The 14,788-nt window shown below is 69.6% G+C and carries 9 protein-coding genes; 6 read left to right on the top strand and 3 right to left on the bottom strand.

The genetic code is table 11. The features are described from left to right. Positions 1-184 precede the first annotated feature (184 nt). From MRBLWH3_RS01640 to MRBLWH3_RS01630, 3 genes are read left to right on the top strand one after another with little or no spacing between them, the layout of a single operon-like run. The gene (locus MRBLWH3_RS01640; RefSeq protein ID WP_363428070.1) at positions 185-1,186 is read left to right on the top strand and encodes an ABC transporter permease; all 1,002 of its coding nucleotides are present in this window, start codon (positions 185-187) and stop codon (positions 1,184-1,186) included. An 11-nt stretch (positions 1,187-1,197) separates the two neighbouring features. After that, positions 1,198-2,154 (top strand): carbohydrate ABC transporter permease, encoded by a 957-nt coding sequence (locus MRBLWH3_RS01635; protein WP_363428068.1) that lies wholly within the window; start codon positions 1,198-1,200, stop codon positions 2,152-2,154. A 32-nt stretch (positions 2,155-2,186) separates the two neighbouring features. Next, a complete protein-coding gene (locus MRBLWH3_RS01630) occupies positions 2,187-3,935 on the top strand; it encodes an ABC transporter substrate-binding protein (protein ID WP_363428066.1) in 1,749 nt (582 codons plus the stop codon). Positions 3,936-4,402: 467 nt separating this feature from the next. On the opposite strand, the gene MRBLWH3_RS01625 is transcribed toward MRBLWH3_RS01630, so the two are convergent. From MRBLWH3_RS01625 to MRBLWH3_RS01615, 3 genes are read right to left on the bottom strand one after another with little or no spacing between them, the layout of a single operon-like run. Further along, a complete protein-coding gene (locus tag MRBLWH3_RS01625) occupies positions 4,403-5,008 on the bottom strand; it encodes a YesL family protein (RefSeq protein WP_363428064.1) in 606 nt (201 codons plus the stop codon). A 7-nt stretch (positions 5,009-5,015) separates the two neighbouring features. Further along, positions 5,016-6,005 carry a LacI family DNA-binding transcriptional regulator gene (locus MRBLWH3_RS01620; protein WP_363428062.1) on the bottom strand — a complete coding sequence of 330 codons (990 nt, stop codon included), beginning with the start codon at positions 6,003-6,005 and terminating at the stop codon, positions 5,016-5,018. Beyond that, positions 5,999-7,474 (bottom strand): glycosyl hydrolase family 95 catalytic domain-containing protein, encoded by a 1,476-nt coding sequence (locus tag MRBLWH3_RS01615; protein ID WP_363428060.1) that lies wholly within the window; start codon positions 7,472-7,474, stop codon positions 5,999-6,001. The genes MRBLWH3_RS01620 and MRBLWH3_RS01615 overlap by 7 nt, the downstream gene beginning before the upstream one ends. 108 nt (positions 7,475-7,582) lie before the next feature. Between MRBLWH3_RS01615 and MRBLWH3_RS01610 the strand changes: the two genes are divergently transcribed. Genes MRBLWH3_RS01610 through MRBLWH3_RS01600 form a run of 3 tightly spaced genes read left to right on the top strand, consistent with a single transcriptional unit; the run spans position 7,583 to position 14,561 of the window. Next, positions 7,583-9,631 carry a beta-galactosidase gene (locus MRBLWH3_RS01610; RefSeq protein ID WP_363428058.1) on the top strand — a complete coding sequence of 683 codons (2,049 nt, stop codon included), beginning with the start codon at positions 7,583-7,585 and terminating at the stop codon, positions 9,629-9,631. Next, the gene (gene yicI / locus MRBLWH3_RS01605; protein ID WP_363428056.1) at positions 9,628-12,006 is read left to right on the top strand and encodes an alpha-xylosidase; all 2,379 of its coding nucleotides are present in this window, start codon (positions 9,628-9,630) and stop codon (positions 12,004-12,006) included. Before MRBLWH3_RS01610 ends, yicI begins: the two co-directional genes overlap by 4 nt. 8 nt (positions 12,007-12,014) lie before the next feature. After that, a complete protein-coding gene (locus MRBLWH3_RS01600) occupies positions 12,015-14,561 on the top strand; it encodes a glycoside hydrolase family 3 C-terminal domain-containing protein (protein WP_414685391.1) in 2,547 nt (848 codons plus the stop codon). Positions 14,562-14,788: the final 227 nt, after the last annotated feature.

Raw genomic sequence — 14,788 nt, 5'->3', positions numbered from 1 at the left:
TGACGAACGGCGCACGGCGGCCTACTCTTCAATCGAAGCGGTTCGAAATCGAAGCGGTTCGATGGTCGAACCTCGGATCCCGCCCCTCGACGGAGCGGCAGCCACGTACACGAAGGAGTGACATGGAACGGCATGCTCACCCGGCGGCCCCCTCGGCGGAAGCCACGCATCAGGGCACGCTGCGATGACCACTCAAGCGCAGTCGCAGGTCGTCTTCCAGGAAGCGGCGGTCCACAACCTGGATCAGAACGCGAAGAAGGGCCGCGGCCGCAGACGACGCCCCGCGGGCAGCCGGACGTCGTTCACGCTGTTCCTCTGCATCGTCCCGTTCCTGGTCCTCGCGTTCCTCTTCTCCTACCTCCCCCTGTACGGCTGGATCTACTCCCTCTACGACTACAAGCCTGCACTCGGCCTGGAGGGCAGCGACTTCGTCGGCCTGCAGTGGTTCCAGATGCTGGTCTCCTCACCCACCCAGATGACGCAGATCGGCCAGGTGCTGCTCAACACCCTCGCGATCAGCTTCCTCGGGATCGCGACATCCGTCCTGCCGCTCTTCTTCGCGATCCTCCTCAACGAGATCAAGGCGCCGTGGTTCCGCAACTCCGTTCAGACGCTCACGGCCCTCCCGAACTTCATCTCGTGGGTGCTCGTCTACATGATCGCGTTCTCGCTGTTCTCGAGTTCGGGCCTGGTCAACGACGTCCTGACCGACGCCGGGCTCATCACGGCGCCGATCAAGTTCCTCGACACCGACCAGAACGTCTGGATCACCATGACGCTCTGGAGCATCTGGAAGGGCCTCGGCTGGGGCGCCATCATCTACCTCGCCGCGATCGCGGGCATCGACCAGTCGCTGTACGAGTCGGCCCGCATCGACGGCGCCGGCCGCTTCCAGCTGATGCGGTACATCACGATCCCGCAGCTGATGCCCACGTACCTCGTGCTGCTGCTGCTGTCGATCGCGAACATCCTGAACAACGGGATGGAGCAGTACTACGTCTTCCAGAACGCCTTCAACAAGCAGTGGATCCAGGTGCTCGACCTGTACGTCTACAACATCGGCATGACGGGCAACAGCCTGTCGATGGCCACCGCGATCGGAATGCTCAAGAGCCTCATCTCGGTCGCCCTGCTGCTCACCGTCAATGCGGTCTCCCAGCGCGTCCGCGGCGAATCGATCGTCTGAGAGGCCACGACATGACCACGACGATGACCAAGACCCTCACCACGACGCACAGGGGCGACAGCTCGGCCCGCTACCGCGGGACGCTCGGCGACGTGGTCTTCCGCATCGCGAACTACGCGCTGTTCTTCCTCTTCGCGCTGATCTGCGCGTACCCCTTCTACTACCTGATCATCAACTCCGTCAGCGCCAACGACATCTCGGCGCTCGGCGATGTGCGTCTGTGGCCGGTCGGGTTCCACCTGTCCAATTACGCGCAGGTCTTCCAGCTGCCAGGACTGCCGATGGCGACCGTGGTCAGCATCGGCCGCACCGTCATCGGCACGGCGCTCACCGTGCTGGCATCGGCGTTCCTCGGGTTCATGTTCACGCAGACCCGCATGTGGGGTCGCAAGTTCTGGTACCGCTTCCTCATCATCACGATGTACTTCAGCGCGGGCTTGATCCCGGTGTTCATCATCATGAAGACGCTGGGTCTCACCAACAACTTCTGGGTGTATGTGCTGCCGTTCGTCGTGCAGCCGTTCAACGTCATCCTCGCGAAGACCTACGTCGAGTCGATGCCGAAGGAGCTGCAGGAAGCGGCCGAGGTCGACGGCGCCAACATCCTGCAGGTCTTCTTCCGGGTCTATCTGCCCAACATGACGCCCATCCTCGCGACCATCGCGATCTTCAGCGCGGTGACGCAATGGAACAGCTTCCAGGACACCCTGATCTACATCACCGACCAGAGCCTGTACACGCTCCAGTACCTGCTCTACATGTTCATCAACCAGGCGTCGAGCCTCGCTCAGGCGGCGCAGAACGCCGGCGGCAACATCGGCCAGATCGCAGGGCTCGCCACCGAGCAGACGCCGACCTCGATTCGCATGACCGTCTCGGTGCTCGTCGTCCTGCCGATCATCTTCATCTATCCGCTGTTTCAGCGCTTCTTCGTGAAGGGCATCATGCTGGGCGCCGTCAAGGGCTGACGACGGCCACGAACCACCGAGAAAGGAAAGCAATGACGCTTCGAAAGAAGGTGTCCCTGGCTCTCGTGGCGCTCCTCGCCGCGGGCTCGCTCGCCTCCTGCAGCGCGGGCGGCGACGACCAGGGCGCGATCGACCAGTTCCCCGAGAAATGGGACCAGCAGATCACGATCGACGTGTTCGACGGTCTCGCGAACTACATGGGCGTCCAGCAGGGCTGGTTCGCCAAGATCGTCGAAGACAAGTTCAACATGAAGCTGAACATCATCGCCCCGAACGTCGCGGGCGGCGGTGACACCCTCTACAACACCCGCGTCGCTGCCGGCGACCTCGGCGACCTGATCGTCACCGACAAGGGCGAGAAGCTCGACGAGCTCATCGAGGGCGGCCTGGTCGAGGACTCCGCGAACTACTACGGCGCGATGGACAACCTCGCGAAGTTCGACGCTGCGGTCGAGCATCTCAACGACGGCAAGGACGGTGTCTACGGCTTCCCGTCCATGGTGTCGTCGCTGCAGCCGACCGAACCGTCGGAGGGCCTGAACCCCACCTTCGGCCCTTATGTGCGGTGGGACTACTACAAGGAGCTCGGCTACCCCGAGATCGGCACCCTCGAAGACCTCCTGCCGGTGCTCGCCGACATGCAGGCCGCGCACCCCACCGCCGACAACGGCCAGCCCACCTACGCCTTCTCGCTGTTCAAGGACTGGGACGGCAACATGATGGTCACGGCCAAGCAGCCCGCCTGCTTCTACGGCTACGACGAGATCGGCTTCGTGCTGGCCAAGGCCGACGGCTCGGATTACCAGAGCATCCTCGACCCCGACGGCGAGTACATCCGCAACCTGAAGCTCTACTTCGACGCCAACCAGCTCGGCCTCGTCGACCCCGAGTCGACGACGCAGAACTACGACACGCTCTTCTCGAAGTTCCAGAACGGCCAGGTGCTGTTCTCGTGGTGGCCGTGGCTGGGCCAGTCCGCCTTCAACACCGAGGAGAACATGGCCGCCGGCAAGGGCTTCGAGATGGCGCCGCTGGCGGATCAGAACATCTTCTCGTACGGCGCCGAAGCGTACGGAGGCAAGCAGGTGTTCGCGATCGGCTCGAAGGCCGAGGACCCCGAGCGCATCGCGGCCTTCATCGACTGGCTCTACTCTCCTGAGGGTGCGTACGCAAACAGCAGCCAGACCGGGGCGTCCGCGGGCCCGAAGGGCCTCACGTGGGACGTCAACGACGCCGGTGAGCCCGAGCTCACCGACTTCGGCAACGAGGTGTTCCTCCAGGGCAGCGGTACCGTGCCCGAGGAGTGGGGCGGCGGCGAGTACGCCGATGGTGTGTCGGCGCTGAACCTCAGCGCGGTGCTTCCCATCGACACAGACCCGGAGACGAGCCTGCCGTACAGCTACACCTTCTGGCCGACCTACCAGGCCTCGATCGCCAACCCGCTGACGGTCGACTGGTCGGCGAAGATGGGCGACGCGACCTCCACCATGGAGTACCTCCAGACCAACGACCAGGTGCTGGTCGCCCCGGGCGCGAGCTACGCGGCGCCGGCCGACGACTCCGAGATCGAGACCCTGCGCAACCAGGTCAAGGAGATCATCAAGCAGTACTCGTGGCAGATGGTGTTCGCCTCGAACGAGGCGCAGTTCGAGTCGCTCCGCGACGAGCTCATCGAGACCGCGAACGGCCTGGGCTACGAGAAGGTGCTCGACTTCGACATGAGCAACGCGAAGTCCCAGAACGACGCACGCGTCGCCGTGGCTGAGGAGTTCGGCGACTAGCACACACCGGTACGAAGCGAAGGGGCTCGGGACGCAGCATCCCGAGCCCCTTCGTCCTCGCTGTTCGCGCGTCCTCCTCGCGGGCGCCCTCATTTGAGGTGATGGGCCGAGAGGAGGGGCCTGGCGTCGGGGTGTGTCCGCAGCTCGGCTCTCGTCCTCAGTTGAGGATCACGGATGCTGCGGGGCCGGGATCCGTTCCTCGGGTTCCATCCTCATTTGAGGTGATGGGCCGAGAGGAGGGGCCTGGCGTCGGGGTGTGTCCGCAGCTCGGGTCTCGTCCTCAGTTGAGGATCACGGATGCTGCGGGGCCGGGGATCCGTTCCTCGGGTTCCATCCTCATTTGAGGTGATGAGCCGAGATGAGGGGCCTGGCGTCGGGGTGTGTCCGCAGCTCGGGTCTCGTCCTCAGTTGAGGATCACGGATGCTGCGGGGCCGGGGCATCCGTCACCCGCAAAGGGCGGCGCGGGTCAGGCCGAGTGGCGCGTGAAGACGCTGCGGAAGATGAAGGCCGTGGCGTAGGCGCCGACGGAGAAGCCGATCGTCGCCACGAGGATCGCGACGGGCGGGAACAGGATCGTCAGGACGACCGCGGTCACGGGGATCACGAGCGCGCCCAGGGTGCGCACCGGCTGGGCGGCGGGCAGCAGCAGGGCGTTCTTGAGGGTCTGGCGCACACTGTTCTTGAAATACGCGACCTGCGCCATCGCGAACAGGAACGCGGCGAAGAGGTAGACGGCGCCGATCACGGCCAGCGCCCCGGCCACTCCCGCGAACAGGGCCGGATGCGAGAACCAGAACACGCTCGAGAAGCCGAGCAGCACCGCGGGAAGCAGCAGGCAGAGCATCAGCGCCGTCGCGCGGCCGAAGTTCGCGCGGAACGCGGGGAAGAAGTCATTGAGGGGGCGTCCGCTCTCGTCGTCGGAGTAGCGGATCGTCACCTCGTACAGCGCGCTCGTCGCGGCGCCGATCGTCACGATCGGCAGACACACGACGATGTAGAGCAGGTTGAGCCCGACGAACGTCAGGAAGGTCGAGAAACCGCCGAGCGCACGGCTGTCGGGGTCGATCCTCATGCGGTGGTCACCGCGCCGCGGGTGCTCCGGTCAGCGCCGGCGGCAGCAGCCGCACGGCGGGCTTGGCGCCGCTCGCCAGGATCTCGCAGAGCATGTCGGTCGCCGCCGCGCCGATCGCCTCGGCAGGCACCGCGATGCTGTCGGCGAGCCCCGGTACCGAGCGCGCCACGTCGTCTGGGCACAGCGCAACGATGGCGGGCTCGTCGCCCCGCTGACGTCCGCGCTGGGCGATCGTCGTCGCGACATGGGGGAGTGCGCCCTCGTTGTGCACGAAGAAGCCCGTGATGCGCGGGTCCTCCGTCATGACGCCGTCGACCGTGGCGATGGACTCGGCCGTGCTCGGGCACGCGTGCACCGTGCCGTGAACCCCGTTCGCCTCGCACGCCGCGACGAAGCCGCGCGCCAGGCGTTCGGCGTACGCGGTGTGGCGTGCCATCACCTCCGGCGGTGAGCCGATGAGGGCGAGCCGGCGATGCCCGAGCGCGACGAGCCTGTCGACGGCGAGCCAGCCCGCGGCCTCGAAATCGAAGTCGACGCAGGGGATCGCGCGGCGACCCGCGGGCAGGCCGATGAGGACGCTCGGATGCCCGAGCCCCGACAGCGTGTCGATGCGCGGGTCGTCGGACTCGACGTCCATCACCAGCAGCGCGTCGACCATCGACCCCTTCGCCGCGCGCTGCAGCGCCTTGGAGTCGTCGCTGGCGAGCAGCAGGATGTCGTAACCGTGCTTTCGCGCCTGTGTGACGACACCCGTGACGATCTGCATCACGACGTGCACGTCGACGCCCGTGCGCAGCGGCGCCTGCAGGCCGATGACGTTCGTCGAGCGGGACGCCAGCGAGCGCGCGCCCGCGTGCGGGCTGAATCCGAGGCTGTCGATCGCCTTCTCGACGCGGTCCCGCGTCTCCTGCGAGATGGCCCGCTTGCCGCTCATGACGTACGACACCGTCGAGATCGACACGCCTGCCTTCTGCGCGACGTCCGCGATCGTCACCATGAGATCCCCCGCTCTCCTCGTTCGATCACCCGCGTGGTTCCGGGTGCGAGCTCGTATGTTCCGATCGAACCGTCCGGCCCGTGCACACTCATTGTGACCGCTCGCGTGCCCGCCCGAAGACGCGCCCGCACGAGTTCTCCCTCGGCCCACTCGACGTCGACCGATACGTCCCCACGGGAACGTATGCCGCGCACCCGGCCGTCCGGCCACTCCGGGGGCAGCGCAGGCAGCAGTCGCAGCGTGATGCGGGCCGGTTCGGCGCCCGACGCGGGATGGTCGTCGAACGACTGCACGAGGGCCTCGGCGATGGCCGCGGTCAGGCCGAGGTTGCCGTCGATCTGGTACGGCGGGTGGGCGCTGAAGAGGTTCGGATAGACGCCTCCGCGGTGCGCGTCCGAGTTCTCCTCCGCCGGACGCAGCGCGAGCCGCAGGTGCGCGTGCACTGCCGCGCCGTCGCCCAGGCGGGCCTGCATGGCGGCGCGCCATGCGAGTGCCCAGCCCGTCGACTCCGGACCGCGCAGACGGATGGACTCGGATGCCGCGCGCGCGAGGCCGGGCGTCGCCTCCGGGGTGATCTGCGCCAGCGGGAAGAGGCCGACGAGGTGCGAGAGGTGGCGGTGGAGCGGCTCAGCCTCGGCGCGCTCGCGATCCCACTCGAGCAGGTCGCCGCGCGCCGAGACCCGGGGATCGGGGAGGGCGCCGGTGAGCTGGGCGAGCTCCGAGATCCACGGCTCGTCGAGGTCGAGCGCGCCTGCGGCCGCGCGGCAGACCGCGGCGAGTTCGCGCAGCAGGGCGACGTCCATGGTCGCCGAGACGGCGACGCCGCGCTCGCGCCCTTCGTCGTCGAGGTAGTGGTTCTCGGGCGATGTGGACGGGCTCGTCCAGGCGCGCTCGCCGTCGGTCTGGATCCACGACCGCGCGAACTCCGCGGTCGATGCCAGCACCGGCCAGGCCTCGTCGCGCAGGTACGAGCGATCCCGGCCGAACGCGTAGTGCTCCCACAGGTGCAGCGCGAGCCACACGCCCCCGAGCGACCAGTTCGCCCACGCCGGGTCGCCGTGACCGGCGCCCACGGGGGCGGCGAACGCCCAGGCGTCCGAGTTGTGGTGCGCGACCCAGCCCAGCGGGAGGTAGGCCTGCGCCCACGGCGCCTGCATACGCTGCAGAAGCTCTTCGGCGGTGCCGATGTCGCCGGCGTCGATGGCCGTGCGCACCGCCGCCAGCGTTTCCGGCCCGCGGCCGGCGACACCCTCGAGCGGATCCGCGCCGGCGTTGCCGGACCAGGCCGTCATGTCGTTCAGCCACAGCCGTTCGCCGCCGGCGAGCCCCGCGCACATCGCGCCCCGCGCCCCGTTGCCGACCGGGTACGCCTCGAGCCACCGCGACGCGGGCGACGGGGCGCGCAGGACGTGGAGAGCCTCGGAAGGGGCCTGAGGAGTCGCATCATCGCGGCGCGTGGACAACGTCACGGTCGTAGTATACCGTCTCAGTGTTGAAGCGCTTCGAAAGTTCGACGCACTTCTCACCGACAATCCTGTGACCGCTCGATCGAACTCAGCGAAGAGGTTCCCGGCTCCATGGCCACCATCCGCGACCCGCGTCGCGTCGACGCGTTCTCCGGGATCTCGCGCGATCTCGGAGTCTGCTTCGGCGGTGACTACAACCCCGAGCAGTGGCCCCGCGAGGTGTGGCGGGAGGATGCCGAGCTCATGGTGCGCGCCGGCGTCAACCTCGTGACGGTCGGGGTGTTCAGCTGGGCGCGCCTCGAGCCGTCGCCGGGCGAGTACGACTTCGCATGGCTCGACGACGTGGTCGACCTCCTGCACGCGAGCGGCATCGCGGTGGACCTCGCGACGCCGACCGCGTCGCCGCCGCCGTGGCTCGGCATCCTCCACCCCGAGACTCTTCCAGTGAATCCCGACGGCGTCCGCCTCGCGGCCGGGTCGCGCAACCAGTTCACGCCGGCCTCGCATGCCTACCGCGAGAAGGCCCTCGCGATCGCGAGCGCACTGGCCGATCGCTATGCCGCGCACCCGGCCGTGCGGATGTGGCACGTCGGCAACGAGTTCGGGCAGATCGACTTCGGCGACGAGGCGGCGCGCGAGTTCCGGCTGTGGCTTCACGCGCGCTATGGCTCGATCGACGCGCTCAACGAGGCGTGGGGAACGATCGTGTGGTCGCAGCGCTACCGCGACTTCGACGAGATCCTGCCGCCGCGCCGCATGCCGTACCTCGTCAACCCGGCGCAGTCGCTGGACTTCCGTCGCTACACCTCGTGGGCGCTGCAGCGCGTGTTCGCCGAGCAGCGCGACGCCATCCGCGCGACCGGTGCGACGCAGCCGATAACCACGAACTTCATGGGCTTCGAGCCGCTCACCGACCTGTGGCAGTGGGCGGGCGATGTCGACGTCGTCTCCGACGACCAGTACCCCGACCACACCGCTGCGACGTCGTCGTCCGACATCGCGCTCGTGCAGGACCTCATGCGCTCGCTCGGCCACGGCCGGCCGTGGGTGCTCATGGAGCAGGCGGTGAGTGCGACCTCGTGGCGCCCGCACAACCTGCCCAAGAGCCGCGACCGCGCACGCCTGGACTCATTGCAGGCCGTCGCGCGCGGTGCCGACGCCATCTGCTTCTTCCAGTGGCGTCAGGCGCGCACCGGCGCCGAGCGCTTCCACTCCGCGATGCTGCCGCACGCCGGCGCCGACTCCGAGGTGTTCGAGACCACGTGCGCGCTGGGCGCCGACCTGCGGCGACTGCGACCGGTGGTCGGCGCGCGGGTCGAGGCATCCGTCGCCCTGCTCTACGACTGGCCGTCGCGATGGGCCGCCGAGGAGCCGGGGCGCCCGACACAGCGCCTCGACACGCTCGACCAGGTGCAGCGTTGGCACCGGGCGCTCTGGCGTCGTGGCATCTCGGTCGACCTCGTGCGTCCGGGCGCCGACCTGTCGGCGTATCGCACGGTGCTCGTGCCGCACACCTACATCGTCGAGACGGATGCTGCCGCCACCCTCCGCGCAGGGGTCGAGCGCGGCGCGAGCCTCGTGGTCGGTCCGTTCTCCGGCGTCGCAGACGTGAACGCCGGCATCCTCGCCGGGCGCTCGCCGGTGCTGCTGCGCGATCTCCTCGGCGTGAGCGGCGAGGAGTGGGTCGGTCTTCCCGACGCACCCACGCCCGTCGCGGTCGAGCCGACCTGGACGACGGCACCGGCGGAGGTCGAGGCATCCATTCTCGGTGAGCGCCTGCGCGCCGACGGGGCCGACGTGCTCGCCCGGTTCGGTGCCGGCCACCTCGAAGGCGCTCCCGCGATCACCCGCCACCGTGTCGGCGACGGCACCGCGTGGTACCTCGGCGCGATCCTCTCGGACGACGCGCTCGCCGCGGTGCTCGACGACGCCCTCGACGCCGCGGGAGTCGCCGGCGTCACCCCCGACCGCGTGCTGCCCGACGACGTCGAGGCCGTGCAGCGCGGCGAGGCCCTCTTCCTCCTCAACCACGGCCAGCGAACCCGGAGCATCACGCTGCCGGGCGCGCGCCGCGATCTCCTGTCGGACGCGGACGTCGGGGGGCAGCTGAGGCTCGATCCCGGCGCCGCCATGGTGCTCATCGAAAGGCACGCAGAGTGAAGTTCACCGATGGTTACTGGCTCACCAGGCCCGGCCTCGCCCCGCTGTACGCGGTCGAGGTCGACGACATCCGCGTCGACGAGGCGGCGGGCACGATGACCGTTTACGCTCCGACAGCGGCAATCCGCGACCGGGGCGACACCCTCAACCGCGCGATGCTCACCGTCACGGTCTCCGCGCCCGCACCGGGAGTCGTCAAGGTGCGGGTCGAGCGTCACGCGGGCGCCCTGCACCGCGGGCCGGACTTCGAGATCTTCGGCGCGGAGGGCTTCCGTCCTGGCATCACGGTCGACGACGAAGAGGGCGTCCTCGACGCCGGTCCCCTCAAGGTGCGGGTCGCGCGCGCGGCGGGCCAGTGGCGCGTCGACTTCATCGAGGCCGGCGGGCGCATGCTCACGAGCTCTCTCCCGCGGTCGATCGGGCACTACACCGACACGACGGGCAAGAACGGCACCGCGGCCACGGCGGGGACCGCCGGAACCGCCGGCACCGCCGCCGGTGGGGCGAAGCCCACGTGGGTGCACCAGCAGCTGAGCATCGAGCCGGGCGAGCGCGTCTACGGGCTGGGCGAGCGTTTCGGCGCGTTCGTCAAGAACGGCCAGGTCGTCGACACGTGGAACGCCGATGGCGGCACGTCGAGCGAGCAGGCGTACAAGAACGTGCCGTTCTACCTGACCTCGCGTGGCTACGGTGTGTTCGTCGACCACCCTGAGAACGTCTCGTTCGAGGTCGGCAGCGAGGTCAACTCGCGCGTGCAGTTCTCGGTCGGCGGCGAGTCCCTGGAGTACTACGTCATCGCCGGCCCCGAACCGAAGGACGTGCTCCGCCGCTACACCGCGCTCACCGGCCGTCCGGCCCGGGTGCCCGCGTGGTCGTTCGGATTGTGGCTCACGACATCATTCACCGCCAGCTACGACGAAGACACCGTCAGCGCGTTCGTCGACGGCATGGCCGAGCGCGACATCCCGCTGTCGGTGTTCCACTACGACTGCTTCTGGATGCGCGAGTACCAGTGGAGCGACTTCGAGTGGGACTCCCGCGCATTCCACGACCCGGTGGGGCAGATCGCCCGCATGCACGAGCGCGACGTGCACGTGTCGCTGTGGATCAACCCCTACATCGCGCAGCGCTCGGCGCTGTTCCGCGAGGCGGCCGACAACGGCTATCTCCTCAAGCGCACCGACGGCAGCGTGTGGCAGTGGGACATGTGGCAGGCGGGCATGGGCCTCGTGGATTTCACGAACGCGGATGCCGCGGACTGGTACGTCGAGAAGCTCCAGGGTCTGCTCGACCAGGGCGTCGACGCGTTCAAGACGGACTTCGGCGAGCGGATCCCGGTCGAGGGCGTCGTGTGGCACGACGGCTCCGACCCGCACCGCATGCACAACTACTACGCGAAGCTCTACAACGAGGTGGTGTTCCGTGCGCTCGAGCGGCACCACGGCGCCGGCGACGCCGTCGTGTTCGCCCGTTCCGCGACGGCCGGGTCGCAGCAGTTCCCCGTGCACTGGGGCGGCGACAACGACTCGACGTTCCTGTCGATGGCCGAATCGCTGCGCGGCGGCCTCTCGCTCGCGATGTCGGGCTTCGGCTACTGGAGCCACGACATCGGCGGCTTCGAGGGCACCCCCGACCCCGGACTCTTCAAGCGCTGGCTCGCCTTCGGCCTGCTGTCGTCGCACTCGCGGCTGCACGGCTCGTCGTCGGTGCGCGTGCCGTGGGCGTTCGACGACGAGGCGGTCGACGTCGCCCGCGCGTTCACGAAGCTCAAGATGCGGCTCATGCCGTACCTCGCGGGCGCGGCCGAGCAGGCGCATCGCTGCGGGACGCCGATGATGCGCCCGATGGCGCTCGAGTTCCCCGGCGACCGCTCGGGCTTCGACGCCGACACCCAGTACATGCTGGGCGATGCCCTGCTGGTGGCGCCGGTGTTCACGGCCGACGGCAGTGTGGAGTACTACGTGCCCGAAGGGGAGTGGGCCTCGCTCCTCGACGGATCCGTGGTCGAGGGGCGTCGGTGGGTCTCCGAGACCCACGGGTACGACTCCGTGCCGCTGCGGGTGCGTCCCGGAACGGTGCTCCCGTTCGGCGCCGACGACAGCCGCCCCGACTACGACTGGTCCGACGGCGTGACCCTGCGCTGCTTCGAGCTTCCCGACGGCTACGACCGCGAGACGAGGGTGCCGGGCCACGACGCCAAGGGATCCATCGACGGCGTCGGTGCGACCACCTTCCGCGTGCGCTGCGACGGCGCCGCGATCATCGCGTCGACGGACGACGCGCACGCCCCGTGGGCGCTGCAGGTGGGCGACCGGATCGCCCGGGCCGCAGCATCCGGAGAGATTCGTCTCGAGATCGAGGAGAACGCACGATGAGCGACACGATGACGGATGCTGCGACCGCGGCGCTCGCGCAAGACCAGACGCCCGGCAGGCCGTTGTTCCGGCAGGTGGACCAGCCGCTCGCCGCGCGCGCCCGCGACCTGCTCGACCGGCTGACGCCCGAGGAGCGCATCGCGATGCTGCACCAGGCGGCGCCGGCCGTGGAGCGTCTCGGGGTGTCCGCGTGGCACACGGGGTGCGAAGCGCTGCACGGCGTGGCGTGGCTCGGTCGTGCGACGGTGTTCCCGCAGCCGGTGGGGCTCGCCGCCACCTGGGACACCGACCTCGTCGAGAAAGTCGGCGAGGTCGCCGCGGTCGAGGTGCGCGCCAAGCGCGCCGAGAACCCGCGGGTGAGCCTCAACGTGTGGGCACCAGTCGTCAACACGCTGCGCCACCCGGGCTGGGGGCGCAACGAGGAGGGTTACTCCGAGGACCCGCACGTGACCGCGGTCCTCGGCACCGCATACTCGCGCGGCCTGCGCGGCGACCACCCGCGCGTGTGGCGCACCGTCCCCGCGCTCAAGCACTTCCTCGCCTACAACAACGAGACCGACCGTTCCACGACGTCGTCCGAGATATCGCTGCGCACGCTCCACGAGGAGGAGCTTCCGGCCTTCCGCGGCGCGATCGAGGAGGGCGTGGCGGGCGGCATGATGCTCGCGTACAACCGCGTGAACGGCGTCCCCGCGCATACGCAGCCCGAGCTCGTCGCGGAGGCGCGCACGTGGTCGGACGAGTCGATCGCGGTGGTGTCGGATGCCGGCGCCCCGACCTTCCTCGTCACCACGCAGCGCTCTCAGCCCGATCACGTGCACGCCGCGGCAGCCCTGGTGACTTCGGGGCTCGACTCGTTCACCGACAACGAGGCCGATGCGTCACCCACGATCCGCTACGTGACGGAGGCGCTCGCCGTCGGGCTGCTCACCACGGACGACGTCGATCGGGCCGTGCTGCGGCTGCTCGAGCTGCGCATCCGCACGGGCGAGTTCGACGGCGACGCCGACCCGTACGCGGGGATCGGCATCGACGCCATCGACGCGCCGGAGGCCCGTGAACTCGCCCGGGAGGCGGTGGGGCGCTCGGTCGTCGTGCTGCGCAACGACGCCGGCGTGCTGCCGCTCTCCCGGGCGTCACGGATCGCGGTCGTCGGGCCGCTCGCCGAGCTGGTGCTCACCGACTGGTATGCGGGCACCCCGCCGTACGCGGTCGGCATCGGCGGGGCCGCCGCCGAGCGCTTCGGCGAGGCCGAGGTCGTCACCGGCGCCGACACGATCGCACTCAGGGCAGCCTCGAACGGCCGTTACGTCGTGGCGAGCGCCGACGGCTCCGTGGTCGAGGCCGCCGGCGACGACGCCGCCGCCGACGACGCCCTGTTCGACGTGACCGATTGGGGCGACGGCATCCTGACTTTCCGCTCCCACGCGAGCGGACGGCTGCTCACCGGAGGGAAGTGGCCCATGCGCGCCGACGCCGCCCGCGTCGGCGAGTGGGTGGTGCAGGAGAGCTACCGCACGCACGTCCACGCCGACGGCACGTGGTCGCTGCTGCACCTCGGCTCTGGGCGGTGGCTGCGCGTGTTCCGCGACTCGGGGCTGCTGGCTGCCGAGGCGGTCACGCTCGACGATGCCGAGCGCTTCGGTGTGCGTGTGGTGCGATCGGGCGCCGCAGCGGTCGCGGAGGCGTCCGCGCGCGCGGACGCCGTCGTCGTCGCGGTCGGCAACGACCCCCACCTCAACGGCCGCGAGACGGAGGACCGGCCGCACCTGCGCCTGCCCGCCGCATGGGCCGAGGTGTGGCGTGCCGCGCGCGAGGCGAACCCGCGCGCTGTGCTCACGATCGTGTCGAGCTACCCCTACGTGCTCGACGACGTGCAGGCCGCGACCGTCGTCTGGTCGAGTCACGGCGGCCAGGAGCTCGGCCACGGCGTGATCGACGTGCTCTCGGGCGACCGCGAGCCGTCGGGCCGCCTCTCGCAGAGCTGGCCCGCGACCGTCGAGCAGGCGGGTGATCTGTTCGATTACGACACCCTCCGCCAGGGAGCGACCTACCGCCACCAGCCCGACGAACCGGCGTTCGCGTTCGGCCACGGCCTCACCTACGCGCCGGTCGCGTACGAGTCGGTTTCGCTGACGGATGCTGCGATCTCCGCGCCCGCGCCGACGCACCGGCACCCCGGCTTCGCGCCGCGGGCCGACGAGTCCGTGGTGAACGCGGTGGTGCGGGTCCGCAACACCGGCGACCGCGACGCCGAGGAGCTCGTGCAGCTCTATGCGCTGCCGGGGGCGGAGCATCCCCTGCCCGCGCCCCGCCGACTGCTCGTGGCGTACCGCCGGGTGCGGCTCGCCCCCGGCGAGACCCGAGACGTGGAGCTGTCGTTCTCGCCGGCGCGCCTCGCGGTGTGGGACGACGCGGTGCGCCTTCCGGGGGCGGTCGACGACTGGCTCCACCAGGGCGCGCTGCGGGTTCAGCCTGGGTCGTATGCCGTGGCCGCGGGCCCGTCGGCATGGGCGCTGCCCGTGCGGGCCGAGCTGGAGGTCACCGCAGACTGAGGTTGCCCGCACGCACTCGCGAGGCGTTTCGACTGCGGACGATCGAGCGCCCTCCGCTCCACGACCGGTGCATCGAGCGCCGGTCGTGGAGCGAGCGGTGCCTCGTTCTCGGACGTTGAGCGAGCGAGGAACGAGCGAGGAGAAACGCCCGCGCCCGGCGCAGACTCAGAGCGCGAGCTTCTTTCCCTCCCTCGCCCGAGGCAGGCACGACGTCGTGAATGCGGAGG

Source organism: Microbacterium sp. LWH3-1.2 (assembly GCF_040675855.1).
GTDB lineage: Bacteria > Actinomycetota > Actinomycetes > Actinomycetales > Microbacteriaceae > Microbacterium.
Note: the sequence above shows the minus strand (reverse complement) of the source record. Positions and strands in the feature narration are given on the sequence as shown.